The following is a 25,241-nucleotide window of genomic DNA, read 5'->3' on the forward strand; positions in this document are numbered from 1 at the left end:
AGACCCCTGCCATGGACAGCCGTCACCCCTGTCGGACCCCCGCGGACGACGCGGCACCCGAGCACACCGCACCTGAGCACACCGCTCCCGAGCACGCGGCACCCGCGAGCACCGCCTCCGCGACCGCCGCTCCCGAGCTCGAAGCGGAGTACGAGCACAGCCCCGTGCCCCCGGAACGCCGCAAGTCCCTGCCGGCGGTGTCGGCCGTCTGGTTCGGCTTCCCGATGATCCTCACCAACGCCGTACCGGGCGGGGTCGTCGTCGCCGTCCTGGGTTTCTGGCGTGGGCTGGCCGCCATCCTCGTCGCGAACCTGGTGATGTTCGCGTACGTCGGACTGCTCAGCCACCGCGCGGGCAGCACCGGCGAGAACTTCGCCCTGCAGGCCACCAGGACCTTCGGCCGGGTCGGCCACGTCGTGGCGTCCGGCTTCCTCGCCACCGTCGTCGTCGGCTGGTTCGCCTTCAACACCGGCGCCACCGGCGCCACCCTCCACCAGGCCTTCGGCTGGCACGAACAGCTCGTCGCCGCCGTCGCGGGCGCGGCGTTCGTCGCCGTCACCTACCTCGGCATCCGCGCCCTCTCCTGGCTCGGCGCGGTCGCCGCCCCGCTCTTCGTCGTCGTCGGCGCCACCGCCGTCGTCCTCGTCGCCCGCGAGCACGACCTGGGCGCGGTCTTCGCGTACGAAGGAGTCGCCGGCGCCGGTGCGATGACGTTCGGCGCGGCCGTCTCGCTGATCATGGCGACGTTCGCCGACTCGGGCACCATGACCGCCGACTTCACCCGCTGGTCGAAGGACGGCAGGCAGGCCGTGCTCGCCACCGCCACCGCGTTCCCGCTGGCCAGCCTGGTCGCGCAGCTCACCGGCGGCATCGTCGTCGCGGCCGGGGCGATCGCCTCCGCCGAGACCGTCGGCGGCAACTTCCTGCCCCTCCTGACCGACGGCCACGGCGCGTTCCTGGACGCGCTCGCCGCCGTCTTCGTCCTCGTCAACCTCGGCTCGGTGTGCAGCCACTGCCTCTACAACGGGGCCCTCAGCTGGTCCCACCTCACCCGTACGAAGATGCGCGTCATGACCCTGGTCCTCGGCGTCATCGGCACCGCCGCCGCCCTCGCCGGGGTGTGGAACCACTTCCTCGACTGGCTGGTGGTCCTCAGCGTCTTCGTCCCGCCCCTCGGCGGCGTCCTCATCGCCGACCAGGTCCTCCTGCGCCGCCGCGCCGAGGCCCGCGCCACCGGCGCCGTACGCCCCACCGCGTTCGCGGCCTGGGGCGCGGGCGCCCTCGTCGGCGGACTCGTCCACTGGTACGCGCCGCGGTTCTCGGACGCCGTCAGCGGACTCGTCGTCGCGATCGCCGCGTACGTACTCCTGGAGCGCGTGCTCCCCCGGACGACGGCCGAGCGGTAGATGACGGCCGAAGAACAGCGCGAACGTGCACCGCGCGGCGCGGGGCGGGAACCGGGACCTCCGCCCGCCCCGCGAGCGGCCACCGGCCCCCTCTCCTCCCTGCGCAACAGCCCGCCCTTCCGCCTCCTCTGGGTGTCCAACCTCTTCTTCTTCTGCGGGACTTGGACGCAGACGCTGATCCTCGGCTGGCTCGTCTTCCAGTCCACGCACTCGGAGATGCTGCTCGCCGTGTTCACCGCCGCCCGCCTCGCGCCGATGCTCCTCGGCCCGTTCGCCGGGGTGCTCTCGGACCGCCTCGACCGGGTGCGGATGCTCACCTTCGCCTGCACGTGGGCGCTGGTCGCCGTCGCCGCCGTCGCCGCGATGGAGTCCTTCTTCCGCGTCCCCTACTGGGCCCTGGTCCTCGGCGGTCTCGCCGTCGGCCTGGCCCAGTCCCCGTCCCAGCCGGCCCGCTTCGCCCTCGTCCTGGACCTCGTGGGCCGCGAGAGCCTCAGCAACGCCAACGCCCTCAACGCGATGGCGATGAACATGACGCAGGTCCTGGGACCGGCCATCGGCGGCGCCCTGATCAGCGCCGTGGGCGCGCCGACGGCCCTGTGGATCTCGACCGCCTGGTACGGCGTCTCCCTCCTGGCCCTCCGGCCCCTGCGCCGCCACGCCCGCCCCGCACACGCCGTACGGGCCGCCCACTCCGCGCGCGCCGCGGACGCCGGTACGCGACGACCCGAGTCCGTGGGCCGCATGCTCAGGTCCGGCGTACGCACCGTCCTCACCAACCGCCTCGCCGCGGGCGTGCTGTTCGTGACGCTGGCCGCCAACATCCTGCTGTGGCCGGTCTACCAGGGCTTCATGCCGGTCTTCGCCGACGAGGTGCTGCACCTCGACGCGGCCGGCCTCGGCTGGCTCCTCACCTGCAGCGGAGCGGGCGGCCTCGCCGGATCGCTGGTCATCGCCGCGCTCGGCGACTTCCGGGCGAAGGGCGGCCTGTTCGTCATCGGCACCGCGACCTGGGCGGCCCTGTGGGCGCTGTTCGCGCTGTCCCACCACACGGCGCTGTCGTTCGTCCTGATGGCGTGCATCGGCCTGACGAGCGCCACGTTCGGTGTGCTGCAGTCCACGCTGCTGCTCATGGTCACCGAGCCCGCCGTGCAGGGCCGCGCCCTCGGCATCCAGGAACTGGCCATCGGCGTCATGCCGTTGGCGTCCCTCGGCCTCGGCGCGTCCGCCGCGCACGCGGGCGTCGGCACGACCACGTTCGTCAGCGCCGTGCTCCTCGTCCTGCTGCTCCTCGCCCTGGCCGCCCGTGTGCCGCAACTGCTGCGCTACAGCGGTCGGGAGGGAGCTGCCGGAGGGCCAGGTCAGCGGGTCAACTAGCGGAGTTCTCCCGTCCAGTTGGAGCGATTTGGAGTGATCATCCGGGGCGGCCCCCGCTCGGCCGGGCGATGTCAGTGGCATGCCCTACGTTCGAACCCATGGACGCCTATCTCGCGGGCAGGGACGCTCAAGAGGGCTCGCCCGCCCACGCCTTGTACATCTGGATCGAGACCCTCCACGAGCGCATGAACCTGCTCGTGGACCAGTTCACGGGCGAGGGCTGGCAGCACGACTATTCGGTCGACTCCCTCAGACCCCTAGAGAGCGACCTGATCACCCTGTACGGCACGGACGACGGCACGCACGCCCGGGGGCTGTACATGGAGTGCCTCGCCGGCTATCTCGGCGAAGTGCTGCTCGCCGAGGGCGGCGGCCGCTGGGTGTGGGACGAGGAGGCCGGCGCCGTCGGCATGCCCGCGATCCAGCCGGACCCCGCGCTCGGCCTGGAGCCCATCGTCCCGATCCTCCTGGTGGGCCAGGCGGTCTACGAGAAGACGGACAACATTTTCGCGACGGTCGCCCTCCGCCTCCGCAAGGCCACCGTCGCGCGCAAGGCGGCCGAGCCCGGCTGGAAACCGGCCCGTACACCCACGCCCTGGGTCCGTTCCGAGGACCTCGACGCCTTCGGCTGGTCCTGGAAGCAGTGGCCGAAGGAACGCTTCCACGACTACCTCACGTGGTGGGCGGACCGGATGGGCGGCGGCCCCGAACGCTGGGACTTCGGCCCGGACTCCCTCGACGCCCTGGAGCAGTTCCTGCGCGACCGCCTGGGCACGGTCGCGAAGTACGACAGGGTCGCGCACCGCCCGTTCTGGACGATGGCCGCGTGGTACGTGGGGGAGTGCGTCGTCCGCAACAAGAACGCGAGCTGGCAGTTCCGCAGCACCAACCCCGAGGCCCCGCCCGGCACTTGGTACGCGAAGGACTCGTACTGGACGGACTCCGTCTACGTAGCCCAGCCCACGCGGTACGCGGGCTGGTCCGAGCACCCGGCCGAGATGGTGCGCGCCGTCCTGCGCGGCACGTCCCTGCGGGAGGTGGTCGACCAGTTCCCCGACCCGGGCGAGGAGCACCTGGCCGGCGGCGGACCAGGCGGACCAGGTGGACCGGGCGGCCCCGGCGGATCGGGTGGCTCCGGTGGCTCCGCTGGCTCCGGCGGTTCGGGCGAGCCCTGGCCCGAGATCCTCTGGCCCCTCGTCGGCCCGGAACACCTCCCGCCGCCCCTCACCGACGAGGAGCGTGCCCAACTCTCCGAGGAACTCCGGGAGTTGGACGCCGACCCGGCGCTCCGGGAATCGCTCTTGCACGACAACCCGCGCCTGCGCTCCTACCTCGCGGAGCGCCGCGCCGCCTTCCCCGCCTGGACGGACGTCGCCGGCGGCGGCCCCGAGGCCTGGGACTTCTCGCCGGAAAGCCTGGACCGCCTCGGCGAGTTGATCCGCGAGCGCTTCACGACGTACGACGAGATCGCCGCCGCCGAGGACGACCCCTTCGTCCAGGGCGCGGCCTGGTACCTCGGCGAGACCCAGGTCCACCTGCGGGACGCCCGCTGGAACCTGCACCCCGACCCGGCCGAGGACGACGAACCGGTGGTCGTCGAACGCCCCCTGGACAAGGACGAGATGGCCCGAGAAGCGGCCGAACGGGGCGGCGACGAGGGCGAGTTCCCCGACCCGGACGACGAGCAGGGCTACGTCTGCGCGCCCCTCAGCCACTTGCGCGGCATGCTCGACCGCGACGACCCGGAGGAACGCCTCAGCACAGTCCTGGACGCCTACCGCAGAAGCGGTCTCGGCGACAGCGAGGACACGGACGCCGAGGACTGGACCGTCGACGACGAGCCGCGCGATCCCGAGCAGGAGGTCCGGCCCAAGGCGGGCAGCTGCGCCACGCTGACCCTGCGCTTCCCGCCGTTCCCCGAGCCGGGCGACGAACCCGCGGACGCCCCGTCCCCGCCCCACGACCCGGTACGGGCACGGCGGTTCGCGGAGGCGCTCGGCACGGTCGAGTCGGTGATCGAGGAGCTGCCCACCGTCGCGCTGTTCGACCTGCCCGACCCGGACGTCCGCAAGGACCTGGACCGCATAGCCGTCGGCTGCTGGGGCAACGTGGTGCACATCGTCGAGCCCGCCCTCGGCAGCGACCTGCTGGAGCAGGCCATGGTGGAGGAGGCGGAGCGGCTCCGCGAGCGCTTCCCGGAGGCCCGCATCGTCGGCCACGTGGACATGGACTACGGCAACAGCTACCTCCAGGACGCCGTGTACCTGCCGGGCGGCGAGGAACTGATCGCGGGCGGCTGGGACTGCGACGACGACTGGGAGATCATCGGCGACCCGGGGCGTCTGCTGCGGGCGATGGGCGTGGACCGGGCGAAGGCCGCGGAGGAGGGCTTCGACTTCGAGGAGGAGCCGAGCATGCGCGACTGGGGAGTGCTCGGCACGCTCGCCCTCGGCGGCGACCACCCGCCGGCCTGGCGTGCCGGGACGTACGTCTCGGTCTTCCACGTCCGCCGCACGTCCAACGCGGCCTTCGGCCTGGAGGAGGTGTGGTTCGACCGGTGACCCGGCGCGACCGGTGACCCGGCGCGACCGGTGACCCGGCGCGACCGGTGACCCGGCGCGACCGGTGACCCGGCGCGCTCAGTGGCCGCGCGGCGCGTACATGATCACGGCCATCCCGGCCAGGCAGATCAACGCCCCGATCACGTCGAACCGGTCGGGCCGGTAGCCGTCGGCGACCATGCCCCAGGCGATGGACCCGGCGACGAACACCCCGCCGTACGCGGCGAGGATGCGGCCGAAGTTGTCGTCCGACTGAAGCGTGGCCACGACGCCGTACAAGCCGAGGGCGATCACACCCGCACCGATCCAGATCCAGCCCTTGTGCTCCCGGATGCCCTGCCACACCAGCCAGGCGCCCCCGATCTCGAACAGGGCGGCGACGGCGAACAGGGCGACGGAACGGGCGACGAGCACGGCGGGACGATCCTTCGTCAGCGGGAAGCGGCAGGTGCGGCAGGTGCGGGCGACGCGGCAGGCGCGGCAGATGCGACAGAGGCAGCAGGCACGGCAGGGGAGAGGAGGTGCCCCATCGCGGCGAGCACGGACGGCTCGACCTGGTAGTACACCCAGGTGCCCCGGCGCTCGGAGGTCAGCAGCCCGGCCTCCTTCAGCTTCTTCAGATGATGGGAGACCGTCGGCTGCGAGACACCGACATCAGAGATGTCGCAGACACACGCCTCCCCGCCCGGATGCGAGGCGACCAGCGAGAACAACCGCAGCCGCACCGGATCGCCGAGCGCCTTGAACATCGGCGCCGCCCGTTCCGCCTCCTCGGCCGAGAACGGCCGCTCGGTGAGCGGAGGGCAGCACGGAACCACGCCGTCCACGGAAACCACCTTTGCATCAGCCATGCCCCTATTTTGGCATACGTCGAATCAGCGGGCCGAGGAGAGGTGCGCTCAGGGCCGCGCCATCAGTCAGCGGGGCCCTTCGTTTACTGGAAGAATTTTCTAGAAAACTGTTCCGCGTCGGCCGTCGCCGAGGCCATACTTCTCCCAGGCCGCCGGACTTCGGGGGACCGGCGGCCTACCGGTGGCAGGCGCCCGCTTCGGCAACGGGGCACCGCGCGGCGGACATTGGTGTCCGACCTGCAGTTGGGGCTGATGTGCGGGGTGGCCGAAGAGTGCTGCTCGCCCTCGCGACTTGGGGGTGCGCGAGGAGACACGGAGCAGCCCGCGAGGCGCCGATGCCACCGGGCGGTCCGCGAGGGCCGGACGGGGAGGCGGCGCGAGCCGAGACACGGCGGCTCGCGCGCCAACTCGTCCGTACCCGCGCCGAGTTGGCCCACGACCTCGACGGGATCCGACCATGCCCGCCAAGCAGCAGCGCGGTACGGCCACCGCCGAGCGGCTGCTCGCGGCCGCGTCACAGGTGTTCGCCGCCTCCGGCCGGCCGGGATTCACCGTGCACGCCGTCGCCGAGGCGGCAGACGTCAGCCTCGGCAGCCTCTACCACCACTTCGGCAGCATCGACGGCCTCGCCGCCCACCTCCACGCCCGCTGCCTCGACCGCCTCGACGACACCCTGCGCGCCGCCCTCACCCCGCCGCCGCGCACACCCCGCGCCGGAATCCACGCCTGCGTCCGCGCCCACCTCCGCTTCGCCGCAGACCACCGCGACCTCGCCCTCTTCCTGCACACCTCCGCGTACTCCGCCTGCTCCGGCCATCCCGCCGCGCAGGCCGACGAGGTGCGCGCGCTCAGGGCGCAGCGACTCACGCCCGTCGTCGACTGGCTGCGACCCCACATCGCGGCGGGCCGCGTCGCACCGCTGCCGACCCCGATCCTGGAGATGCTGATCCTCGGCCCGGTCGAGGAAGCCGTACGGCGAACGCTGTCCGGCGCGTACGACCGCGACCCCGACGCGACAGCGCGCACCCTGGCCGAACGGATCTGGCGCGCCCTGCGCCCCGCCGACTGACGGCGGCACCGTCCGCACCCCCGCTAGACCACCGGCGGATCGCCCCACTCCGCCTCCAACGCGGCGCGCAGCGCGGCGACTTGATCCGGCCCGATACGTTCCGCGAGGACCTCCTCCAGGCGGGCCAGGGTGCGTACGGCCTGCTCGTGGGCACGCTCGCCGGACGGGGTGCGGCGGATCAGGCGGCGGCGGGCGGAGGCCGGGTCGGGGGACTGCTCCAGCAGGCCGAGCGTGATCAGGCCGTGCACCGCCTGATGCGTGGTCTGCCGCGTCACGCCCATCCGCCGGGCCAGCTCGGACACCGTCGTGCCGTCCTCGTCGAGCGCCGCGAACACCGCTGCCTGGGTCGGCGAGACGGGCTCCGCGCCCGCCCGTGCGAGCGCGTCGAGCAGAGCCTCCTCGAACCAGCGCCGGGCTTCGCCGAGAAGCTGCGGAAGATGGCGGCCGGCTGCGGACATCGCTTCCTCACAGGGGAACGGGGAGTGGTCGGGAAGGGGGCCCGAGCCTATCGCCGCACCGCCCCCGCCCGCACCGCACGCCCAGCCCTGCGTCAGCGCCGAGGCCCGCCGAGCCCGCCTCCCGGGGGCTTGTTGCCGCAGCGACATCTATGTCAGGCTACCTGACATGACTTTCACGACCCGCTACCGCAGCACCTCCCGCATCCCCGCCGACCCGACGAAGCCGTACTTCGTCGAGCGCGGCGAAGGGGACCGGGCCCACCTGTTCGGGGACCTCGTCACCGTGTACGCGGGCGGCGAGCAGACCGAGAACACCTTCAACTTCTTCACCGTCGAAGGCCCCAAGGGCGACCTCGTCCCCGCCCATCTGCACCGCGACACCCACGAGGTCTTCTACGTCACCGCAGGCGCCGTCCGCCTCTTCGTCGAGGACACCGACGGCGAGCAGCAGGAGAAGCTCCTCGCGCCCGGCGACTTCGGGTTCGTGCCGAAGAACTGCCCGCACAGCTACCGCATGGAGCGCCACCACAGCCAGGTCGTCGGCGTCGCCGCAGGGCCCGGCGGAACCTTCGAGCGGTTCTTCGAGACCCTCGGCGCCCCCGCCGAAGAGCTCGGCCTGCCCCGTACCCCCGTCGTCCCCGCCCCCGAGAAGTTCGCCTCCGTCCCCCAGGAGTACGACGTGCGCTTCCTCCCCGACCACCAGTGGCGCACCCGATGACCCCCGACACGGCAGCCGTACGGGAACGCGTCCCCGCACCCCACCCGGACGCCGCCCGCCTGCCGCCGCGCGCACAAGTGGCAGGCGGGGCAAGTGTGTTGCGGGGCGTGTCGTACGCCGAGGTCGAGGGCGCCCGTCCACTGGAGCTCGACCTCTGGCTCCCCGCGCCCGCCCCACCCGACGAGCCGCCCACCGGGGCCGACATGCACCCCGCCCCAGCGGGCGCGAGGCCTGTCCCGCTCGTCCTGTACGTGCACGGCGGGGCCTGGCGGCGCGGTCGGCGGGACGATCTGGGGCCCCGTACGCGGGACTGGGAGCCGGGACCGTTCGCCCGTATCGCCGCCCACGGCCTGGCCGTCGCCTGCGTCGACTATCGGCTGAGCGGCGAAGCCCGCTTCCCCGCTCAGCTCGACGACCTGCGCGCGGCCCTGCGCTGGCTCACCCTGCGCGGACCGGAACTCGGCGTCGACGCCGAACGCGTCGTCGTCTGGGGCGAGTCGGCGGGCGGCCACCTCGCCTCCCTCCTCGCCCTCACCTCCACCCCGCCGTCACAGCCCTCGCCCGCTCCACCTGCTCCACCCGCACCCCAGCTCGCCGGAGCCGTCGTCTGGTACGGCCCCGCCGACCTCACCACCCCGCGCGGCTCCTTCGACCCCGCCGACCCGGCCACGCCCGAAGCCGCCCTCATCGGCGGGCCGCCCGCCCGCCACCCGGAACGCGCCGCCGAAGCCGGACCGCTCGCCCGGGTGCACGGCGACGCCCCGCCGTTCCTGCTGCTGCACGGCACGCACGACACGATGGTCGACCCGTCCCACAGCGAAGACCTCGCCGCGCGGCTCCAACAGGCAGGAGCACAGGCAGAGTTGGGGCTGATCGAGGGGGCCGAGCACGGCTGGATCGGGCTCGCCGAGGCCGCCGTCGACGAACTCTTCGCGCGATCCCTCGCCTTCGCCTCCCGCTGCCTCCGACGAGCCGCGCACGGGCGGGCCGAGGCGGGCGGGCGACACGCGCCAGGTGGGTGACGGTCGCCGAACAACGGGCGCCGAAGAGCTACACGTATGACTTATGACTGCACGCATCTCTCGCACCCGCGTGGCCTTCGCTGCCGCGCTCTGTGCGATCGCGCTCGGGGCTCAGCCCGTCGCAGCCTCCACGTCCGACCCTGCTCCCGAGCAGACGCGGCCGGGGGCGAAGCTGACCCTGATGAAGCACGACGGTACCTACCGTGCCGTGCCCTCGGAGGCGTCCTTCGCGCTTCTGACCTGCAACCCTCCCGGTGGCACCCACCCCACGACCCAGGCGGCCTGCGGGCTCCTGCGCGAGGCCAAGGGCGACATCCACAAGCTGAACAAGAGCCCGAACCAGATCTGCACCAAGCAGTACAGGCCGGTGACGGTGCACGCCTACGGCCACTGGCACGGCCGTACCGTGCACCAGTGGAAGACCTTCGCGAACGCCTGTGAGGCCGAGGCGGCCACCGGCGAGGTCTTCACCTTCTGACCGCCGCGCCCCACGGGCCGGCGCACGCCTCTCGGAGCCGTGCCGCACACCCCTGCGGCACGGCTCTTCCCGTGCCCGCAGTCCGCCGGCAGACCGCCCGCCGACAGCCCCCGCCGCCGACCCGGCCCCGCACCACGCGTCCCGCCCGGGACCGCGCCCGGCCCGGCTCGTTCACAGCGGGAAGGCCCGAACGAACGAAGCACGTACGCGAGGAAGCAGAGGAAGCAGCCGCCCGTGACGCTCTCGACGAACACCACGCTCCAGCCCCTGCGCCGCCACCTCAGCCGGAACCGCCCGCCCGCCCCGTCACAGCGCGACCCATTCTTCGACAACGCCAAGTTCCTGCTCGTCGTCCTCGTCGTCATCGGCCACAACTGGGCCGTGCTCGTACGGGACATGGAGACGTTCAAGGCCGCGTACACCGTCGTCTACCTCTTCCACATGCCGGCGTTCGTGCTGCTCTGCGGGCTCTTCTCCCGCGGCTTCACCGGCACCGGCCCGCAGATCCGGGCCCTGCTCGCCCGCGTCCTCGCCCCGTACCTGCTGTTCACCGTCGTCTACAAGGCGCTGCAGACCGCCCTGTACGACGTGCCGTTCTCGCTGACGCCGACCGAGCCCGTGTACCTGCTGTGGTTCCTCGTCGCGCTGTTCCTGTGGCGGATCACCGCGCCCGTGTGGCGGGCCGTGCGCTTCCCCGTCGCGATCGCCGTGCTCGTCTCGCTCGCCGCCGGACTCACCGGCATCGGCTACGAACTCGCCCTGCCCCGCGTCCTGATGTTCCTGCCCTGGTTCGTCCTCGGACTGCGGCTGCGCCCCGAGCACTTCCACCGCCTCCGCACCCCGGCCGTCCGCGTCCTCGCCCCGCTCGTCCTGCTCGCCGCGCTCGTCCTCGCGTACGCCCGCGCCCCGCACATCAACGCCAACTGGCTCTACATGCGCAACAACAACGCCGAGCTGCACACCGGTTCGCTCGACTACATCGCGATGCGGCTCGGCCTCTTCGTCGTGTCGGCCGTGCTGATCGCGGCGTTCTTCGCGCTCGTCCCCGCCCGCCGCACCGCGTTCACGGCCCTCGGCGCCGCGACCATGTTCCCGTTCCTGGTCCACGGCCTCCTCGTGCAGACCGGCCAGGCGTACGGGCTCTACGAGCTGCTCGGCGGGCTCGGCGCCCCGGCCCTGCTCGTGCTCGCGCTGTACGGGGCGGGCGTGACGGTGCTGCTGTCCAGCGCGCCGGTCCGCCGCGCCCTGCGCCCCCTCGTGGAGCCGCGCTTCCCCGGCTTCCTGACACCGGCCGAGCAACCCGGGCGGGCGGTCGACTCCCGCCGGGGAAGCGGGCGGTGACGTACCGTCAGGCCGCGGTGCGGGAGGCGAGGAGCCAGTCGTAGGCCGCCCGTGCCGTGAACTCCCGCTGGCCGCCCGGGAAGACCAGGTCGGCCGTGGCGAACGCCGGGTCGTCGGCGGTGGCCGCCACGTACGGGATCGCGATGCAGGCCATGCCCGCCTTGTGCGCGGCGACCGCACCCGGCGCCGCGTCCTCCAGGACCACGCAGTCGGCCGGCGCGACGCCCAGGCGGCGGGCCGCCTCCAGGAACACGTCGGGCTCCGGCTTCCCCTGCGGCACCTCCTCGGCGGAGACCAGCGTCGGCAACAGCGCGTCCAGGCCCGTGCCACGCAGGATCGCCGTGATCGCCGCGCGCGACGAACCCGACGCCACCGCCATCGGCACCCCCTGGGCGTGCAGCAGCTCCACGAAGGCGCGCATCTCCGGGTACGCGTGCGTCTCCGCCGCCGCCAACTCCAGGTACAGGCGGTTCTTCTCGGCCAGCAGCTCGTCGAGGGGCGCGGTCAGGGCGTACTTCTCACGCCAGATCGCCAGGGTCTCGGCCGTGCTGATGCCGACGTACTTCTCGTGCTCCTGCCAGTCGAAGCCGTCGACGCCGAGCGAGGCGAGCAGCCGCCGGCCCGCCTCGAAGTAGTTGGGCTCGCTGTCGACGAGTGTGCCGTCCAGGTCGAAGACGACGGCGGTGTGCGGGAGGGCGGGGGAGGCGGGGCTGCTGCTCGGAGTGGTCATGCCTCCCAGGATGCCAAGGCCTGCGGTCAGCGGCTCCTCTCCCGCCGGTCCGCCGCCGCGCCCACCGACTCGACCAGCGGAAGCAGCCGGTGCGGCACCCGCTCGCGCAGGGCGACCTCGGTGCGGGTGCGGACCACGCCGGGCAGCTGGATCAGCTGCTGGATGACGTCCTCCAGATGACCGTTGTCCCGCGCCGCGACACGGGTGAGGAGATCGCCGCCGCCCGTGATCGAGAACGCCTCGATGATCTCCGGCACGGCCGCGAGCGCGTCCCCCACCTCGTCCAGGTGCCCCTGCGTCACCTCGACGTGCACGAACGCGAGGACCGGATGCCCGAGCGCGGCGGGCGACAGCGTCGGACCCGTCCCCGTGATCACCCCGTCCCGCTCCAACCGGTCGAGCCGCGCCTGCAGCGTGCCGCGCGCGATGCCGAGGATCCGGGCGTACTCCCGCACGCTCGTGCGCGGCTGCTCCAGCAGCAGCCGGAGAATACGGGTGTCGAGTGCGTCCACAGCCATGCCGCCGGCCTCCTGCCCCGCCCGGACGGCGACCCGTCCGCGGCGCTCCTCACGCTCGTACGCAATTCGATCCGTACGTACGAGATGTTCCGCCGTGAATGTACCAATGGCGCGCATCTACGGCACAGCCATGGGCCAACGGCGGCGGGACGGCGGAGTTCTCTGAGGCTGTGTGCGAACGGGCCGGGTCCTCCGGACGGCGGCGGTCGGCGTGCACGGGGGCCGGGGTTCGCCGTGTGCTCGGTCCCATGGCACACGAGGTGAGCGACCACAGCAGCACCGCGGAACGGCCCGCCCCGGCGACCCCGGGCGCGGATTCCGCGGCAACGGACACGACGCGCCGGCGGGCGCTCGGACTCGCCGCCGGGCTCCTCGGCGCCGGCGCACTCGGCTTCCGCCTGCCCGTCCCCGAGAGCGCCCTGCGCGCCCCGGCGGACCCGAACGACCCCGATACGTGGACCGACCTGACCGGCGCCTGCTCCGCGTACTACGACCGGGAGTACGAGCAACTGCTCGCGGCCGTCGACGAGGCGCAGTTCCAGCTCAGCGACGCCGACCTGCGCGACCCCGGACTCGCCGGGGCGTGCGCCGAGCCCGCGCCGCAGGACCGGCAGGGCGACTGGGTGCCGGAGCGCGGCACGGACTGGGGCAGCGAGACGCCCACCGGGCCCTGGTCGTGGACCGGCGGCGGGGAGGGGCGGTGGACGGACGACAGGTCCGCGTGCCCCGCCGGGCCCGCCGCCGGTGCGGAGGGCGCGGCGGCGGCACGCCCCTGGGCCCGCCCGCTGACCCGGCGCTACCGCATCACGACCGGCTACCGCGTCCGCGGCAACTGGCTCGCCGGCTACCACACCGGCGTCGACCTGGCCGTCCCGCAGGGCACCCCCGTCTGGTCGGTCGCCCAGGGCGTCGTCGTCCTGGCCCGCTGGTCCGGCGCCTACGGCAAGGCGGTCACGGTGCGCATGCGGGACGGGCGGTACGTCCTGTACGCGCACCTGTCCCGTATCAACGTACGCGCGGGCGCGCGGGTGTTCGCGGGCCAGCGGATCGGCAGCAGCGGCAACACGGGCCGCTCCACGGGCCCCCACCTCCACCTGGAGATCCGGGCGCGGCGGGGGTACGGGTCGGACATCAACCCGATCAGTTACCTGGCGAAACGCGGCATCAGGATCTGACCGGCGCCGCCCCGGCGCCTCGTGCCCTTCACGGGCGCAGTTGCGTGCCTCTCACGGGCACAGCTCCGACTCCGGGATGCCGAGCCGGGACCGGAGTTCCGTACGGCCGGTGGGGGTGAGCGTGACGACGCGGCTCGTGCCCGTGCGGGTGAGCCAGGCCTGGTCGAGGGCGGGCCCGAACTCCCAGGTGAGCAGGGCGCGTTCGGTGAGCGCGTCGGTTACGGCGACGGCGACCGACCGCGCCCGCCAGGTGGTCGAAGCACGTCCGCGCGTGCGCGAGGGCCCGACGCCGATGCGCGTCGGCGAGGGAGCGGACCGGGACCGTGCGCATCGGGGCGTGCGAGGCCAGGCCCTCGATCACCTCGGCGGTGTCCGAGCCCGCGAGCCGCACGTACCGGTGCCGCCCGCGCCGCTCCTCCGACAGCAGCCCGCCCGCGACCAGTTGGTGCAGATGCCCGGTCACCGTCGACGGCGCGACCCCCGCGTGCCGGGACCGGGGTGCGGCCGGGTGTCGGGGCGGGGGAGCGGCTGCGGCTCGGCGCCGGGGCGGGGCTGGCTCATGCGCCCATTCTGTCCGGCGGACGCTTCGGCCGGCGCCGAAGGGTCGGCCGCATAGCGTCCTGGCCATGCACACCACCACCAGCACTCATGCAGGTACGACCATCGGTTCCGGCGCTCCCGGCGAGCACCTCACCATCACCCCGAGCATCCTCTACTTCGGCACTCCCGTCGCCCTGTTGAGCACCGAGAACGCCGACGGGACCGCCAACCTCGCCCCGGTCTCGTCCGCGTGGGCGCTCGGGCATACCCTCGTTCTCGGGCTCGGCGCGGAGGGGCACACCGCCGCCAACCTCGCCGAACGGCCCGAGCTCGTCGTCAACCTGCCCTCGCCCGGGCTCTGGTCGGCCGTGGAGCGCCTCGCCCCGCTGACCGGGGCCTCGCCGGTGCCCGCCGCGAAGGCGCAGGTGTACCGGCACGAGCCCGACAAGTTCGGCGCCGCCGGCCTCACCCCGCAGACCTCGGACGCGGTCCGGCCGCCCCGCGTCGCCGAGTGCCCGCTCCAACTGGAGGCCGCCGTACGGTCGTTCCGCCTGGCGGGCCCCGACGGCGGGTTCGTGATCGTGGAGTGCCAGGTCGTACGGGTGCACGCGGCCGAGTCGATCGTCGTGCCCGGCACCCAGCACATCGACCCGGACGCGTGGAGCCCGCTCGTCTACAACTTCCGGCACTACTTCGGGCTCGCCCGCCCGGAGTTGGGGCACGGGTTCCGCTCGGAGACGGCCGGGGCGGGGCGGCGCGACCGGCCGGGCGGAACGCTCAGCGGAACAACTCCGCGTGCTCCTCGGCCCAGGACCTGAACGTACGGGCCGGGGAGCCGGTGAGGTCCTCGACGGTCGACGTGACGAGGTCCGAGGCCGGCCGTCCGGTCGCGGCGAGCAGGGCCTCGACCAGGGCGGGCGGCCTGCCGTCGGCGAGCATCCGCTCCCGCGCGACCGCCACCGGCACGGGCTCGAACCGTGCCGGGCTCCCGCTCGCCTCCCCGATCAGCCACACCTGGTCGGCCCGGCTCAGCACCTCCGGCCCGGTCAGCACGTGCCGGGCGCCCGCGTGGCCCTCGCCGGTCAGCGCGAGCGCCGCGACGGCCGCCACGTCCCGCTCGTGCACCACCGCCGTCGGCGCGATGTCCGGCCCGCGGACGGTCCGGGCGGCGCGGATCTGGGCCGACCAGCCGCGCGCGTTGGAGGCGAGGGTGTCGGCCCGCAGGAACGTCCACTCCAGGCCGGACTTCTCGATCAACTGCTCCATGTCGGCGTGCAGTTGGGTGATCGGATCGCTCTGCGGCCGGGTGGGCGGATCGGTCACGGCCGCGGACGACACGTACACGATGCGCCGCGCGTGGCGGGTGAACACGTCGAGTACGGCGGGGGCGTGCTCGGCGGTGAGGAACGGCCAGACGAGGAACACGGTGCCGCAGCCGCGCACCGCGTCCTCCAGGCCGCCCGGCGCGGACAGGTCGCCGGTGACGAGGTCGACGCCGTCGGGCAGCCGGGCGGTCCCGGGGTCACGTACGAGTGCCCGCACGGAGGCGTCGTACGCGTCGAGGAGGGCCAGGAGTTCGCGGCCCACGTTGCCGGTCGCGCCGGTGAGGAGGATGTCGCTGTCGAGGGTCATGATCGGGACAGCGGTGCCGGGCGCACGAGTATTCCGGGCCGTGCTGCCGCTAGCCGGGGGTGCAGGCGCGGCAGGGCGGGGACTTCAACGCGTCGGCCAGGCAGGCGGGTTGGGGACAGGGCCGCTCGGAGGGGTGCGGGACGGCGATCACGGCTCGGGCGGCGGTTGCGGCGAGCGCCATGCGTAAGAGATCCCGGCGGGTGGGAGCGTTCAGGGTCGGACTCCTCGCGGAAGTCGGGCGCGGGTGGGCGCGAACGGGCCTGCGGGGAAGGGGAGTTGGGGGCCATGCGTGGGGCGGCGGGCCCCGGCGCCCTGTGAGGGGGAGGGGCGCCGGGGTTGCTGTGCTGCCGGGGGTGGGGTCGGTGTCGGGTCCGGTACCGCTTCGGGTGGGTCACTCGGATGGTGCCCGGGAAGATCGTGTACGGAGCGTCGCGCACACCAGTGATCCGTTGAATGCGTTGAACCGGAGGGCGGTGCGCCGCCAGGCCCGTCAGGGGCGGCGGTTCAGCGGAAGAGGGCGGCGTTCTCGGCAGCCCACTGCCGGAACGTCCGGCCGGGGGCGCCGGTGATCCGCGTGACCGTGTCGCGCACGGCGAGCAGTTCGTCGTTGGGGTCGCCGCCCGTCACGTCGAGCACCGCGTCCGCCGCGTCCGCGCCGAACACGGCGGCCATCCGCTCGTAGGCGTCCCGCCGGTCGACCTCCACGAACGGCACGTCCCGCCCGAGCGCGGCCGCGATCGCCCCGACCTGCTGCCGGGCGGTCACCGGCTCGGGCCCGGTCAGGGCGTACGTGCGGCCCCGGTGCCCGGGCTCGGTCAGCGCGACCCGGGCGACGGCGGCGATGTCGGCGGGGTGGACGGTCGGCAGCGGGATGTCGGCGTACGGGGCGTGGACCGGTTCGTGGGCGCGGATCGACTCGGCCCACATCAGGGAGTTCGACGCGAACTGCGTCGGCCGCAGCACCGTCCAGTCCGCACCGCTCGCCTTCACCAGCCGTTCGACGGCCAGGTTTTCCTGCGCGGGGCCGAGGTGCGGGTGCGACTGGACGGTGATCGACGACACGAGGACGATGTGCTCCACCCCGGCCTCCAGCGCGGCCTCGACGATCCGGTCGTCGGGGCCGAGCAGCGAGGGCAGGAACAGTGAACGCGCCCCGTGCAGCGCCGACTTCCACGACTCCGGCTCCGCCAGATCACCGGCCACGGGCACGACCCCGTCGGGAAGAGCGGCCCGCGCGGGGTCCCGCGTCAGCGCCTTCACGGTGTCGGTGCGGCGACCTTCACGGTGACGGTCACGGTGACGGTCTCGGTGCGTGCGCAATTCGTCCAGCAGGGCCCTGCCTATGTTTCCGGTCGCCCCGGTCACGAAGATCATGAGGTCTGTTCTCCCGTTCGGAGTCGTCGCGGCTACTGCACGTTCCCGGGGAAGTCCTCCAGGAAATAGCTGTCGTGCCGCACCCGGAACTCCTTGAGCTCCTCGCCGCCGCGCCGGGTCATCTCCGCGACCCGCTCGAAGTACTCCTCGCGCGGTGCGCCCGGCGCGAAGAGCATCAGCATGGACATCGGCTCGTCCGACACGTTCTTGAACGCGTGCAGCCCGCCGGGCGGTACGTAGAGGAAGTCCCCCTCGCGGCCCGTCACCCAGTGCTCGCCGTCGAACAGCTCCAGCTCACCGGAGAGGATGTAGAAGGACTCCGACATGGCCCGGTGGAAATGCGTCGCCGGGCCACCGGCGCGCGGGCCCAACTGCGCCTTGTACAGGCCGAATTCGCCGCCCGTGGAGAGCTGCGTGGCGAGATAGCCGGTGCTGTTGGCGCCGTCCGCCGACGAGACCTCCGGGGGAGTGTCGGCGGGACGGAAGCGGGCGCTCACCTCGCCGGTGTCGCCGTGGTACCGATCCTGCGGGTACGACAGCGGGTGCGACTGCGGGTACGACTGCGGGTACGACATGGAACTCTCCTCCCGGGGCGCGAGGCCTCCGCCATGAGCTGTGCGATCTGCGCGTTTCCGCAGGCATCGTCGCCTCCGTCGAGGGCGTACGGCATCGGGCCGGCGGTCGATCGAGGGCGGGGGCGGGGCGGAGGGCGCAGGGAGTAGGTCGTAAGGAGGAGTGAGGTGGGACCTGCCTACTTCCTAGCGCTGCTAGACAATCGAGCGGCGGGAGCATTAGCGTTGCATGCATCACCATCTAGCGGTGCTAGGTCACTGGAGGGGCGTCATGCTCAACGCACTTGAGGTGTTCACCACGGTGGCCGTCGGCCTGATGGTGGGGGTGGAGTTCGCCGTCGCCTTCGTCGTCAACCCGATCCTCGACGCACTCCCCGACGACAGCGCCGTGCTCGGCCGCGCCCACGGGGGCCGGATGCTCGGGGCGCTCATGCCGTTCTGGTACATGGGCTCGCTCGCCCTCACCGCCGTGTGGGCGGTCGCCGCGTGGCAGCGGCCCGGCACCGGCCTCGTCGTCATCGCCGAAGGGCTGCTGATCCTGAGCGTGATCATGTCGCTTCTGCTGCTCGTCCCGATCAACAACCGGGGCAAGACGTGGACTCCGGAGAACCGGCCGGAGGACTGGAAGGAGCAGCAGAACCGGTGGGACCGCTACCACTACGTCCGCGTCGCCGTCATCGTCGCCGCCTTCGCTCTGCTGGTCGCGGCCCTCGCATAGGGCCTGAGACGCTTGAGCCGGTGAAGTGGGCTCAGGCTCCCGCAGCCCGCTCCTCCGCGACCACCACACCCAGCAACTCCCCGAAGGCCTCGCGCCCGGCGTCGGTCACCCGCACCGCCCGGCCGGAGCCGACGCGCCGTACCCACGCACGGTCCAGCGCCGCCGCGCAGAGCGCCGCGCCCAGGGCCCCGGCCAGGTGAGGGCGGCGCTCCGTCCAGTCGAGGCAGCTGCGTACGAGGGGGCGTCGGCTGCCCTTCGGGTGCTCGTACCGCAGGGTTTCGGCCAGCCAGGCGCGGCCGTGCTCGGTGACGGCGAGACCGGCGTCGTCGGCGACCAGCTTCCGCGCGATCATCGCGTCGGCGAGGGCCACGCCGAGCTGCCCGGCCAGGTGGTCGTAGCAGGTGCGGGCCCTGGCCTCGGCGCCGAGCCGCACCGACTGGCGCAGGTTCGCCGGTCGCGGGGCCTCCGGGGCGTACGAGGCGAGCGCCTCGATCAGCGCGGCTGCCTCCGGGCCGGCCAACCGCACGTACCGGTGCCTGCCCTGCCGTTCCTCGGCCAGCAGCCCGCCCGCGACCAGCCGTGAGATCTGCTCGCTCGCGGTCGGCGCCCCCACCCCCGCGTGCCGCGCCAGCTCCCCGGCCGTCCAGGCCCGCCCGTCGAGCAGCGCCTGACAGAAGGCGGCCCGCGTCGGATCGGCGAGCAGACGGGCGGTCGCGGCGAGCGAGGAGGAGGACGAGGACGCGGGTGAGGGTGAGGGCGAGGGCGATGACGGAGGCATACGGCCATGGTGCCGCAGGGAGAGTTCGGGGTGCGGCGAACTGTTCCCGGGGTGGGCGGTGAGGCCTGCGACGACCGCGGGCATTGGCGCGTACCCGGCTTGCCCGTCGCCGATGTCCGGCGGTGGGCCAACGGGCCTGCCCCGGCCCGCAGTTCGGACGTCCTGGGGTTGGCGGGCCCGAAGCAACTCCGGACGTACATCGCTGTGCGGACGCGGCCGAGATCGGGTGCGTTCGGTGGGGGTGGTCGGTCGTTGGGCAGGGGGCGACCGTCCAGTCCCAGTCCGTACCTGTAGCCGTACCCGTACCCGTACCCGTATCCGCCCCGCCCCGCCCCGCCCCGCGCCCGTAGCGGGCCTCGCTGAAAGGACCCCCATGACGTCCCACTCGCCGAGTCCGTCCAGTCCCTCCGCCCCCGCGACCCCCGAAGCCCTGCGTGCTGCTCTGGTCGACGGGCTGGTTCGGGGCGGGTGGCTTCGTACCGCTTCCGTGGAGGACGCTTTCCGGCGCGTGCCGCGGCACCGGTTCATGCCGGACGGGACCGGCCTGGAGGCCGCGTACGCCGACGACGTCGTGGCCACCCGCCGTACCCCCGAAGGGCAAGTCACCAGCGCCGTGTCCGCGCCCTGGCTGCAGGCCGACATGCTGGAGGCGGCGTGTCTCCGGCCCGGCGGGCATGTCCTCGAGATCGGTTCCGGCGGCTTCAATGCGGCGCTGGCCGCGGAGGTCGTGGGGCCGGAGGGCAGCGTGACGACCGTCGACATCGACCCGCTGGTCACCGAGCACGCCCGCCAGTGCCTCGACGCCACCGGCTACGGAGGACGGGTCCGTGTCCTCACCGCAGACGCCGAGCACCTGCCGCGGAACGCCGTCCCCGCGCGGGGGTTCGACGCGGTGATCGTCACTGTCGGTACGTGGGACGTGCCGTGGCTCGACCTCGTCGCGGACGGCGGCCGGCTGATCGCGCCGCTGCGCATCCACCAGTACACGTGGTCCATGGCGTTCACGAAGCGGGGCGGAGCGCTGGTCACGGACGGGCAGCTGACCTCGTGCGGGTTCCTGCCCATGCAGGGCGCGGGGGCGTGGGACGCGGCGGTGCGCGTCCTGCCGCGGCACGGCGTCCGGCTCGCCTTCGAGGACGGAGTGCCGCAGCCCGTCGAGGAGTTGGCGGAGACGTTCGACGGGCCGTCGGCGCAGGTACGGACGCATGTCACCGTCGGCGGGCAGGAACCCTTCGACGCGCTCACCCTCTACCTCGCGGGCGCGCTCCCCGGGTTCTGCCGCTTCTCCGTCGACCCGGGCCACGCGAGCGGCGCGATCGGCCGGCCGCCGCCCCCGCACTGGCCGGGCGCTGCGGTCGTACGCGGCGCGTCCCTCGCCAGGCTCACGACCGAGCGGGTCGGGGAGGACCGGGACGGGGGCGTGCACGAGTTCGTGGTCCACGGCCACGGGCCCGACGGGCGGCGCACCGCCGAGGACATGGCCCTGCACGTGCAGCACTGGGACCGCCGCCATCGCACGGCCGGCTACCCCCGGATCACGGTCCGGCCGCGCGGCGACGGCGTTCCGGATCCCGACGCGGCGCACGTCTTCGAGAAGGCGCACACGCGGGTGGTCGTCGACTGGTCCGCCGCGGCCCCGGCCCCGGCCCCGGACCCTGCCTCTGCCCCTGCGGCGCGGGAGCCCGAGCACGGCGCACCCCGGGACCGCAGCATCGTCGGCGCCCACCTCGTCCTCGTACGCGACGACGGCGCCGTCCTCCTCGGACTCCGGCACGCGGACTGCGCGTTCGCCCCGTCGACCTGGCAACTCCCGGCCGGACACCGCGAACAGGGCGAGTCGGCGCTCGCCTGCACGATCCGGGAGGCGTACGAGGAGACCGGCGTCGTCGTCGACGCCCGCGACCTCACGCTCGTCCACACCCAGGACCTGCTCGACCCCGACAGCCCGATCTCGCGCCTCAACCTCTTCTTCCGCGCGACGAGTTGGACGGGCAGCCCGCAACTCCGCGAGCCCCACCACTGCACGGAATGGCGCTTCTGGCCCCTCGCGGCCCTTCCCGAGCCCCTGGTCGACTACACGCGCACGGCCCTCACCGCGATCGCCCGCGGCGAGCCGTACACCCACCTGGGGTGGCCGGGCTGATGGGCCGGTCCCGTTCACAGGTAGACGGGCCGGTCCCGTTCACAGGTAGTGGAAGAGACGCGACCACCAGGTCCGGGGGGCGGTGGGCGGGGCGTGGGCGGCGACGGGGCTGACGCGGGGACGACGACCGATCCGTGCCCACGGGCGTCCTGCATCTGCCCGTCGCCGGACAGCGGCCTCGTGTGTGGGGGTTCGCGTTATGGACCTGTGGGGTCGACCCCCTTTGGTTCTGTTCGGCGGACCAAAACCGGGCCAACGTGGAGGGCGTTCTGGACCTTTGGAGGGCTCCTTGAGTTTCGCGTTTCTTCTGACCACCCTCGCCGTCGTGGTCACCCCCGGTGCCGGGGTCGTCCACACGCTCGCCGCCGGGCTCGCGCACGGGCGGCGGGCGAGTGTCGTGGCCGCGTTCGGCTGCACCCTCGGGGTCGTACCGCATCTCGCCGCGAGCGTCACCGGCCTCGCCGCGCTGCTGCACACCAGCTCGGTCGCGTACGACGTCCTCAAGTACCTCGGCGTCGCCTATCTGCTCCACCTCGCCTGGGCCACCTGGCGCGACAAGGGCGCCCTCACCGTCGACGAGGGTGGCGCCCCGCGCTCGGCCGGGCGTGTGATCGGGGCGGCCGTGCTGCTGAATCTCCTCAACCCGAAGCTGACGCTGTTCTTCGTCGCGTTCCTGCCGCAGTTCGTGCCCGCCGGACAGTCGGGGGCCGCGCTGCGCATGCTTCAACTCGGCGGTGTCTTCATGCTGTTGACGTTCCTCGTGTTCGTCGCGTACGGGGTCGCCGCGGCCGCTCTGCGTGAGCGTGTGCTCGGGCGGCCCAGGGTGCTGGGCGGCATGCGGCGGCTGTTCGCGGTGTGTCTCGTGGGGCTGAGCGCGCGGCTGGCGGTGGCATGACGATGTTGTTCCGTCACTCCGCCGAAGTCCGGGCCGCATGGCCGCAGTTGGTCGCCGGGGCGCTGTACGTCGACGGGGTGGGCGACGTGCCCGCGCTGCCCCCGTCCGATGTCGCCGCGCGCCTCGCCGCCCACACCGACCGGGCCGCGCGCCGCCTCGCCCGCGACGCCGAGAGCGAGTTCCCCGAAGTGGCCGCCTGGCGGCGGGTGTTCGCACAGATGGGGCTGCGGCCCACCCAGTACCGCTGCGCCTCCGAGGCCCTGCTGCGGCGGCTGCGCAAGGAGGGCTCGCTGCCGTCCATCCACCCGGTGGTCGACCTGTGCAACGCGGTGTCGGCCGCGTACGCCGTGCCCGTCGCCGCCCTCGACGCCGACCGCGTCACCGGCCCGCTCCTCGAAGTGCGGCCCGCGCGCGGCGACGAGCCGTACACGACGTTCGGCGGGGCCGTCGAACACCCCGCGCCCGGCGAGATCACCTACGTCGACTCGTCCGGCCGCGCCCACGCCCGCCGCTGGACCAACCGCCAGAGCGGCCACTCCGCCGTCGGCCCGGACACCCGCCGCGTCCTCGTCGTCGCGGAGGCCGTGCACGCCGAAGCGGACGCCGTCGTACGGGAGTTGCTCCGCACCCTCGCCGACGCGTTCGCCGAGCAGTGGCCCGGGGGTGTGATCAGTTCGGCCCGACTCGACGCGTCCTGGCAGGAGTTCGAGTTCGCCTGCGCAGCGGACGAGGCGGGCGGCGCGGCGGCTGCGCACACACGGTGACACCATGGGTTCGATGACCGAGGCAGCGCGACAGACGACGACGGTGGCGTACGCGGGGTCCGACTTCCTGCAGTTGGACGTCGGCGACGCCCCCGCCGGCGGCAAGGCCGAGTGGCTGGCCGGACAGTTGCGGCAGGCCGTAGCCGACGGTCGGCTCGCCGTCGGGCACCGCCTGCCGCCCACCCGGGTGCTGGCCGACGAGCTGCGGGTGTCGCGCGGCGTGGTCGTCGAGGCGTACCGGCGGCTCACGGAGGACGGCCATGTGGAGGGGCGGCGGCGCGGTGGGACGGTGGTCGTGGCCGCGCCGGTCGGGCCCGTAGGTGTGGGCACGCCCGTCGCGCCTGTCCCGGGGACCACGGCGACCACGGCGCAGGCTGCGGTTCCGGCCGCCCCGGCCGCCCCGGCCCGGGTGGGACAACTCCCGCCGTACCAGCGCCTGTTCGGCGGCGAACCCGGGCCCGAAGTGTTCGACGCGCTGCGCGCCGCCCCCGCCCGGGTCGACTTCACTCCGGGCCGGCCCGACCTGACCGCGTTCCCGCGTGCCGCCTGGCTGCGGGCCGAGCGTGCCGTGCTCGCGGAGCTGTCCGCCGACCACCTCGGGTACGGCGACCCCGGGGGAGCGGCCGTCCTGCGGCGGGCCGTGGCCGGGTGGCTCGCCCGCAACCGGGGCATCCGGGTCGAGCCGGACGAGGTGCTGATCGTCGCCGGGACCGCGCAGGCCCTCACCCTCCTGCACCCGGTGCTGCGCGCCGACGGCCTCGACGCCGTCGCCGTCGAGGACCCCGGCTCCCTCGGCACCCGCCAGCACCTCCGCAACGGGGGCCTCGCCACGCCGCCCGTACCGGTCGACGAGGACGGCATCCGCGTCGACGCCCTGCGCGCGACCGGCGCCGGGGCCGTACTCCTCACGCCCGCCCACCAGTTCCCGACCGGCGTCGTCACCAGCGGCGAACGCCGACGCGAACTCCTCGCCTGGGCCGAGGAGTCGGGCGGCCTCATCATCGAGGACGACTACGACGCCGAGCACCGCTACGACCGGCCACCCGTGCCCGCCCTGCGCGGACTGCTCGCCGACCGGGTCTGCTACATGGGCAGCGTGTCCAAGCTCCTCGCGCCCGCGTTGCGCATCGGGTGGGTCGTGCCGCCGCCCCGCCACCGCGCCGGGCTCGTCGAGGCCAAACGCTTCACCGACCTCGGTAACGCGGTGCTGCCGCAGCTCGTGCTGGCCCGGCTCATGGTGTCCGGGGCGCTGGAACGGCATCTGCGGACGTTGCGGGGGCGGCATCAGCGGCGGCGTGACGCGATGATCCGGGCGGTCGCCGCGCACCTGCCCGGTGCGGTGGTCCACGGGGCGGCGGCGGGCCTGCATCTGACGGTGACGTACGACTCCGGGATGCCGGACACGGAACTCGCGGCGGCCGCGCTCGCACGCGGCGTCAAGTGCCAGCCGCTCTCCTGGCACCGCCAGGCCCCGTCCGACCGGCAGGGCCTGGTCCTCGGCTACGCGGCCTGCGCGACGTCCACGATCACGGAGGGGGTACGGGAGTTGGAGGCGGCGCTGCGGGGCTAGGCGCCTGATGCCGTTCGACTGTCGCGCCGTCGTGGCTGGTCGCGCGCCTCCCGCGCCCCTTCCGGGGCCCCGCTCCCGGCCGCAAGGCATGAGCCCCGCCCCCCCGGCCGGCGGGACATGAAGACGTCCACCTCGTCCTGCGTGTCCACCTCGAACCCGTGACGGGTGTAGAGGCGGCGGGCCGGGCTGCCTCGGAGGACGTTGAGGCGGACGGTCGCGTGCTCCCGGTCGCACCGCCGCAGGAGTCGGGCCAGGACGGCCGAGCCGACGCCGACGCCCTGCAGCTCGGGCGACAGATAGAAGTGCTCCAGCCAGTACCCGTCGTCCGCCGCCCGCAGGGCCACGCAGCCCGCGAACGCACCGCCCGCCTCGATCACCTGCGTGTGCCCCGGCTCGAACCCGTCCCGCAGCCGTTGCCGTACGCGCTGCTCGTCGTACCGCCCGAGCCGCTCCAGGTCCGGGCGCAGCACGACCGCCCGCAGCTCGGCGATGGGCTCGACGTCGGCGGGGGAGGCGGGGCGGAGGGTCCAGGCGGGCGGCGGCGTGATCACCCC

At 73.7% G+C, this 25,241-nt stretch carries 26 protein-coding genes; 15 read left to right on the forward strand and 11 right to left on the reverse strand.

All coding sequences use genetic code 11. From position 1 onward, the window contains the following. Positions 1-11: 11 nt before the first annotated feature. The 3 genes from ACIDOF_RS20535 to ACIDOF_RS20545 all read left to right on the forward strand — a co-directional run bounded on the left by ACIDOF_RS20535 (position 12) and on the right by ACIDOF_RS20545 (position 5,341). Complete coding sequence (locus ACIDOF_RS20535) at positions 12-1,406, forward strand: cytosine permease (RefSeq protein WP_409007409.1); 1,395 nt, start codon at positions 12-14, stop codon at positions 1,404-1,406. After that, entirely contained in the window at positions 1,407-2,780 is a 1,374-nt protein-coding gene (locus tag ACIDOF_RS20540; RefSeq protein ID WP_409007410.1) for an MFS transporter, read from the forward strand. It begins immediately after the preceding gene. Between the two features lie 98 nt (positions 2,781-2,878). Further along, on the forward strand, positions 2,879-5,341 hold the full coding sequence (locus ACIDOF_RS20545; protein WP_409007411.1) for a DUF6333 family protein: 2,463 nt from the start codon (positions 2,879-2,881) through the stop codon (positions 5,339-5,341). A gap of 78 nt (positions 5,342-5,419) precedes the next feature. Here the strand turns inward: ACIDOF_RS20545 and ACIDOF_RS20550 are convergent, their stop codons facing one another. Both ACIDOF_RS20550 and ACIDOF_RS20555 read right to left on the reverse strand, forming a co-directional pair. Beyond that, the gene (locus ACIDOF_RS20550) at positions 5,420-5,755 is read right to left on the reverse strand and encodes a YnfA family protein (RefSeq protein ID WP_409007412.1); all 336 of its coding nucleotides are present in this window, start codon (positions 5,753-5,755) and stop codon (positions 5,420-5,422) included. A 17-nt stretch (positions 5,756-5,772) separates the two neighbouring features. Beyond that, positions 5,773-6,192 (reverse strand): ArsR/SmtB family transcription factor, encoded by a 420-nt coding sequence (locus ACIDOF_RS20555; protein WP_409007413.1) that lies wholly within the window; start codon positions 6,190-6,192, stop codon positions 5,773-5,775. A gap of 457 nt (positions 6,193-6,649) precedes the next feature. On the opposite strand from ACIDOF_RS20555, the gene ACIDOF_RS20560 reads away from it, so the two are divergent. Continuing rightward, positions 6,650-7,261: a TetR/AcrR family transcriptional regulator gene (locus ACIDOF_RS20560; RefSeq protein ID WP_409007414.1), complete on the forward strand. Its 612-nt coding sequence runs from the start codon at positions 6,650-6,652 to the stop codon at positions 7,259-7,261. 23 nt (positions 7,262-7,284) lie between these two features. Here ACIDOF_RS20560 and ACIDOF_RS20565 read toward each other — a convergent pair whose 3' ends face one another. Next, positions 7,285-7,719, reverse strand: coding sequence for a MarR family winged helix-turn-helix transcriptional regulator (locus ACIDOF_RS20565; RefSeq protein ID WP_409007415.1), 435 nt, complete (start codon positions 7,717-7,719; stop codon positions 7,285-7,287). A 166-nt stretch (positions 7,720-7,885) separates the two neighbouring features. Between ACIDOF_RS20565 and ACIDOF_RS20570 the strand changes: the two genes are divergently transcribed. From ACIDOF_RS20570 to ACIDOF_RS20585, 4 genes are all read left to right on the forward strand, one after another. Further along, entirely contained in the window at positions 7,886-8,437 is a 552-nt protein-coding gene (locus ACIDOF_RS20570) for a quercetin 2,3-dioxygenase (protein WP_409007416.1), read from the forward strand. Then, positions 8,434-9,459 carry an alpha/beta hydrolase fold domain-containing protein gene (locus ACIDOF_RS20575; RefSeq protein ID WP_409007417.1) on the forward strand — a complete coding sequence of 342 codons (1,026 nt, stop codon included), beginning with the start codon at positions 8,434-8,436 and terminating at the stop codon, positions 9,457-9,459. The genes ACIDOF_RS20570 and ACIDOF_RS20575 overlap by 4 nt, the downstream gene beginning before the upstream one ends. A 181-nt stretch (positions 9,460-9,640) precedes the next feature. After that, positions 9,641-9,937, forward strand: a complete 297-nt coding sequence (locus ACIDOF_RS20580; protein WP_409007418.1) for an SSI family serine proteinase inhibitor — start codon at positions 9,641-9,643, stop codon at positions 9,935-9,937. A gap of 234 nt (positions 9,938-10,171) precedes the next feature. Further along, positions 10,172-11,278: an acyltransferase family protein gene (locus ACIDOF_RS20585; RefSeq protein ID WP_409007419.1), complete on the forward strand. Its 1,107-nt coding sequence runs from the start codon at positions 10,172-10,174 to the stop codon at positions 11,276-11,278. A 7-nt stretch (positions 11,279-11,285) separates the two neighbouring features. On the opposite strand, the gene ACIDOF_RS20590 is transcribed toward ACIDOF_RS20585, so the two are convergent. Both ACIDOF_RS20590 and ACIDOF_RS20595 read right to left on the reverse strand, forming a co-directional pair. Then, positions 11,286-12,008 carry an HAD family hydrolase gene (locus tag ACIDOF_RS20590; RefSeq protein WP_409007420.1) on the reverse strand — a complete coding sequence of 241 codons (723 nt, stop codon included), beginning with the start codon at positions 12,006-12,008 and terminating at the stop codon, positions 11,286-11,288. Between the two features lie 26 nt (positions 12,009-12,034). After that, positions 12,035-12,526: an Lrp/AsnC family transcriptional regulator gene (locus tag ACIDOF_RS20595; protein WP_409007421.1), complete on the reverse strand. Its 492-nt coding sequence runs from the start codon at positions 12,524-12,526 to the stop codon at positions 12,035-12,037. Between the two features lie 248 nt (positions 12,527-12,774). On the opposite strand from ACIDOF_RS20595, the gene ACIDOF_RS20600 reads away from it, so the two are divergent. Both ACIDOF_RS20600 and ACIDOF_RS20605 read left to right on the forward strand, forming a co-directional pair. Further along, positions 12,775-13,701 (forward strand): M23 family metallopeptidase, encoded by a 927-nt coding sequence (locus ACIDOF_RS20600; RefSeq protein WP_409007422.1) that lies wholly within the window; start codon positions 12,775-12,777, stop codon positions 13,699-13,701. A gap of 626 nt (positions 13,702-14,327) precedes the next feature. Further along, entirely contained in the window at positions 14,328-15,059 is a 732-nt protein-coding gene (locus ACIDOF_RS20605) for a flavin reductase family protein (protein ID WP_409007423.1), read from the forward strand. Here the strand turns inward: ACIDOF_RS20605 and ACIDOF_RS20610 are convergent. The 4 genes from ACIDOF_RS20610 to ACIDOF_RS20625 all read right to left on the reverse strand — a co-directional run bounded on the left by ACIDOF_RS20610 (position 15,019) and on the right by ACIDOF_RS20625 (position 17,822). Beyond that, positions 15,019-15,873, reverse strand: a complete 855-nt coding sequence (locus tag ACIDOF_RS20610) for an NAD(P)H-binding protein (RefSeq protein WP_409007424.1) — start codon at positions 15,871-15,873, stop codon at positions 15,019-15,021. The two genes, ACIDOF_RS20605 and ACIDOF_RS20610, sit on opposite strands and share 41 nt — an antisense overlap. A gap of 49 nt (positions 15,874-15,922) precedes the next feature. Continuing rightward, complete coding sequence (locus ACIDOF_RS20615) at positions 15,923-16,054, reverse strand: hypothetical protein (RefSeq protein WP_409007425.1); 132 nt, start codon at positions 16,052-16,054, stop codon at positions 15,923-15,925. Positions 16,055-16,377: 323 nt separating this feature from the next. Then, positions 16,378-17,247, reverse strand: a complete 870-nt coding sequence (locus ACIDOF_RS20620) for an SDR family oxidoreductase (RefSeq protein WP_409007426.1) — start codon at positions 17,245-17,247, stop codon at positions 16,378-16,380. Positions 17,248-17,279: 32 nt separating this feature from the next. Beyond that, positions 17,280-17,822 (reverse strand): cupin domain-containing protein, encoded by a 543-nt coding sequence (locus ACIDOF_RS20625; RefSeq protein WP_409007427.1) that lies wholly within the window; start codon positions 17,820-17,822, stop codon positions 17,280-17,282. A gap of 268 nt (positions 17,823-18,090) precedes the next feature. On the opposite strand from ACIDOF_RS20625, the gene ACIDOF_RS20630 reads away from it, so the two are divergent. Further along, positions 18,091-18,537 carry an anthrone oxygenase family protein gene (locus tag ACIDOF_RS20630; protein WP_409007428.1) on the forward strand — a complete coding sequence of 149 codons (447 nt, stop codon included), beginning with the start codon at positions 18,091-18,093 and terminating at the stop codon, positions 18,535-18,537. A gap of 31 nt (positions 18,538-18,568) precedes the next feature. Here the strand turns inward: ACIDOF_RS20630 and ACIDOF_RS20635 are convergent, their stop codons facing one another. Next, positions 18,569-19,315: an ArsR/SmtB family transcription factor gene (locus ACIDOF_RS20635; protein ID WP_409007429.1), complete on the reverse strand. Its 747-nt coding sequence runs from the start codon at positions 19,313-19,315 to the stop codon at positions 18,569-18,571. A 373-nt stretch (positions 19,316-19,688) separates the two neighbouring features. Between ACIDOF_RS20635 and fxlM the strand changes: the two genes are divergently transcribed. The 4 genes from fxlM (at position 19,689) to ACIDOF_RS20655 (ending at position 24,687) form a co-directional block, all read left to right on the forward strand. Further along, entirely contained in the window at positions 19,689-21,458 is a 1,770-nt protein-coding gene (fxlM, locus tag ACIDOF_RS20640; RefSeq protein ID WP_409007430.1) for a methyltransferase, FxLD system, read from the forward strand. A 289-nt stretch (positions 21,459-21,747) separates the two neighbouring features. After that, positions 21,748-22,353, forward strand: a complete 606-nt coding sequence (locus ACIDOF_RS20645; protein ID WP_409007431.1) for a LysE family translocator — start codon at positions 21,748-21,750, stop codon at positions 22,351-22,353. Continuing rightward, a complete protein-coding gene (locus tag ACIDOF_RS20650; RefSeq protein WP_409007432.1) occupies positions 22,350-23,117 on the forward strand; it encodes a B3/4 domain-containing protein in 768 nt (255 codons plus the stop codon). The genes ACIDOF_RS20645 and ACIDOF_RS20650 overlap by 4 nt, the downstream gene beginning before the upstream one ends. 4 nt (positions 23,118-23,121) lie before the next feature. Further along, the gene (locus ACIDOF_RS20655) at positions 23,122-24,687 is read left to right on the forward strand and encodes a PLP-dependent aminotransferase family protein (RefSeq protein WP_409007433.1); all 1,566 of its coding nucleotides are present in this window, start codon (positions 23,122-23,124) and stop codon (positions 24,685-24,687) included. Here ACIDOF_RS20655 and ACIDOF_RS20660 read toward each other — a convergent pair. Then, entirely contained in the window at positions 24,684-25,238 is a 555-nt protein-coding gene (locus ACIDOF_RS20660; RefSeq protein WP_409007435.1) for a GNAT family N-acetyltransferase, read from the reverse strand. The genes ACIDOF_RS20655 and ACIDOF_RS20660 overlap by 4 nt on opposite strands. Between the last annotated feature and the right edge of the window lie 3 nt (positions 25,239-25,241).

Origin of the sequence: Streptomyces sp. Da 82-17, assembly GCF_046098215.1 — a bacterium.
GTDB lineage: Bacteria > Actinomycetota > Actinomycetes > Streptomycetales > Streptomycetaceae > Streptomyces.